We start from the raw sequence: 2484 nt of genomic DNA, 5'->3' as shown, positions 1-2484 counted from the left end.
AGATCCCTTGAAGAACACAAGGTTGATAGGTTGGGGGTGTAAGCGTAGCAATACGTTCAGCTGACCAATACTAATAGATCGAGGGCTTGACCAATATAATATTAATAATTATTTCAAGTGCAATTTTCAGAGAACAATTCTAATCAGAGAAAAAGTATTAGATTACTTTGTGTATAAAGTAGTAGAATTACCTTAAAGGAAACTCGACTCACTTCGTTCGCTGAGTAAATTCGAATACCTAAATCGAAGATTTAGATTCTCATTTATCTAGTGATGATGGCATAGAGGAAACACTCCTTCCCATTCCGAACAGGAAAGTTAAGCTCTATAACGGCGATGGTACTGCACGGGCGACTGTGTGGGAGAGTAGCAAGTTGCTAGGTTTTTTATGTGGCTCGATAGCTCAGTCGGTAGAGCAGAGGACTGAAAATCCTCGTGTCGCTGGTTCGATTCCTGCTCGAGCCACCATAATTTGGGGGTATAGCTCAGTTGGGAGAGCACCTGCCTTGCACGCAGGGGGTCAAGAGTTCGAATCTCTTTATCTCCACCAAAGACATAGATTTATCTATGTCTTTTTTATTATGTAAAAATATAAATAGAATTATGAATAAAAAATATATATAATAGAAGAAAGAGTTAAAAAAGGGTAAATAAAATTGTGAGGAATAACTATGAAAAGAATGACTATAGGAATAATAGTAATAATAGCCATTATATTTGGATTATTATTTAATTTAGTGATACAAGGAAAGAAAAAAAGTAACGATAATAACCCAAAGTTAAATAAAATATGTAAAGATATGAGCGATGTAAATGCTAGTTTAAATAAAATAAGTGATATATATATGGAAAATTTAGACAAACTTAAAGAAAACAAATTAATCACTAAGAAAGAATTAGCTGAGAGTATTCAGATTGATTATGAAAAATTTGACACATATACAGCATCTAACGAAGATGCATTCACAACATCAAAAGAAGTTATACAAATATTGAATATATATTATGAAAATTCAGGGATAAAAGAAAATATAAAAAATAAAATGAAAAGTATCAGAGTTGAATTAGAGATAACTAAACCAACCACTGAAAAAGAAAAAAAATTATATTCTGAAATGATTAATATTTTTGAGAAGATAACAGAGTACAATGATTTAGTATTTAATTTTAAAGGGAATTTAGAAACATATAAAAATAAAGTTATTTTTGAAAAAGAAAATATAATTACATTAATGAAAGATGTGATTGATAAGCATTAATATAATGTTAGTCATATTAGATATTTTAAATTAAGAAATGAGTTCAGTAATTTTTTTTACTGGACTCATTTTAGCTTTAGAGATTAGGTGAATATTGTGATAACTTTTAAAATTTAACCTTTATATAGTTGTGTAAATTCACATTTTTCTTCTTCCGACTCAAATAGATTAAACCAATCACATATTGCAATTGCAAAATCAATAAATGCTGTTCCTTGAGCTGTTATAATATTTTTACTTGTAACAACTCTTTTTTTGATGTAATTTTCTCGTGGAAAAGGATCTATCATTCCAAATACATCAATATGATTTTTTGTCCAGCTAGAAATAGGGGGAGTATATTTAACATCATTTAATACACCAGAAGTGGCTAAAAAGAAAGTTCCAGAACCACATATTCCTGCAAGTAATTTATTCTTAGAATTAAGTTTATTAATTAACTCCATTAATTCAGAGCGAACTTCACCAAACCATCCTCCACATATTATTAAACCATCAAAATCATAATGAAGTACATCTTTAATTAATTTGTTTGGCTTGTACAATAAGCCAGAGGAACTCTGTATTATTTTATCTTCATAAGAAATTGTTATAATTTTTTTTCTAGCATCTGCTTTTAGTAAATGTGTAATAAATGTAACTTCATAATCTGTCATATTATCAAATATAAATAATAATATTGTATTCAACTTGTACCTCCGTTAAAAAACTATTCTAGATATATAGGCTTATGTATTTAGAATAACCTACTTTAAAATTAAAAGGAAGAAATTTACAAAAGTATTTTTTATATACCTAAGTATAAAAATAGGGTATTACAACGTGAAAATAAGGAAAAAATAATTTGAATTTTTTGAAAAAGTAAATAAACAAGTCCATGAGTATCAATATAAGAAAATTTGAGAAAATAGGAATAAAAAAAAGAATAAGGCGAATAATAAGCTTATAAGAGATAAAAATAACATTTATCATTAAGTAAAGATGGTAAGATAAATGAGTCGATTGGCTAGTCCAAAAGATACACAGAACTTTCGAAAAATAACTTTTAAAAAGTTGTTGACAAAGAAAAGTTCCGGTGATAAGATAAGTAAGTCGCCAAAAGCGATTGAAACAAATGGTCTTTGAAAATTGAACAGAATAATATATAAACAAACTTAAACCAGCAATTCTTTTATTAGTAAGTTTTATGAGCAATTTAAGATTAAACTTTTTATTGAGAGTTTGA

2 protein-coding genes, 2 tRNA genes and 2 rRNA genes are annotated in these 2484 nt (G+C 27.9%); 5 read left to right on the top strand and 1 reads right to left on the bottom strand.

What is annotated here, in order from left to right:
- The 5 genes from ACRC28_RS01140 to ACRC28_RS01120 all read left to right on the top strand — a co-directional run.
- Positions 1 to 94: ribosomal RNA gene (locus tag ACRC28_RS01140) — 23S ribosomal RNA — on the top strand; the annotation flags it as partial.
- A 172-nt stretch (positions 95 to 266) separates the two neighbouring features.
- A 5S ribosomal RNA gene (rrf, locus tag ACRC28_RS01135) occupies positions 267 to 383 on the top strand.
- A gap of 9 nt (positions 384 to 392) precedes the next feature.
- Positions 393 to 468: transfer RNA gene (locus ACRC28_RS01130), tRNA-Phe, on the top strand.
- Positions 469 to 474: 6 nt separating this feature from the next.
- A tRNA-Ala gene (locus tag ACRC28_RS01125) sits at positions 475 to 550 on the top strand.
- A 121-nt stretch (positions 551 to 671) separates the two neighbouring features.
- Positions 672 to 1259, top strand: a complete 588-nt coding sequence (locus ACRC28_RS01120; RefSeq protein ID WP_438541617.1) for a hypothetical protein — start codon at positions 672 to 674, stop codon at positions 1257 to 1259.
- Between the two features lie 113 nt (positions 1260 to 1372).
- Here the strand turns inward: ACRC28_RS01120 and ACRC28_RS01115 are convergent, their stop codons facing one another.
- Complete coding sequence (locus ACRC28_RS01115; RefSeq protein WP_438541616.1) at positions 1373 to 1948, bottom strand: DJ-1/PfpI family protein; 576 nt, start codon at positions 1946 to 1948, stop codon at positions 1373 to 1375.
- Between the last annotated feature and the right edge of the window lie 536 nt (positions 1949 to 2484).

The organism is Clostridium sp., assembly GCF_051650885.1.
Taxonomy (GTDB): domain Bacteria; phylum Bacillota; class Clostridia; order Clostridiales; family Clostridiaceae; genus Clostridium.
The sequence above is the reverse complement of the archived record's forward strand: the minus strand, read 5'-3'. Positions and strand labels throughout refer to the sequence as shown.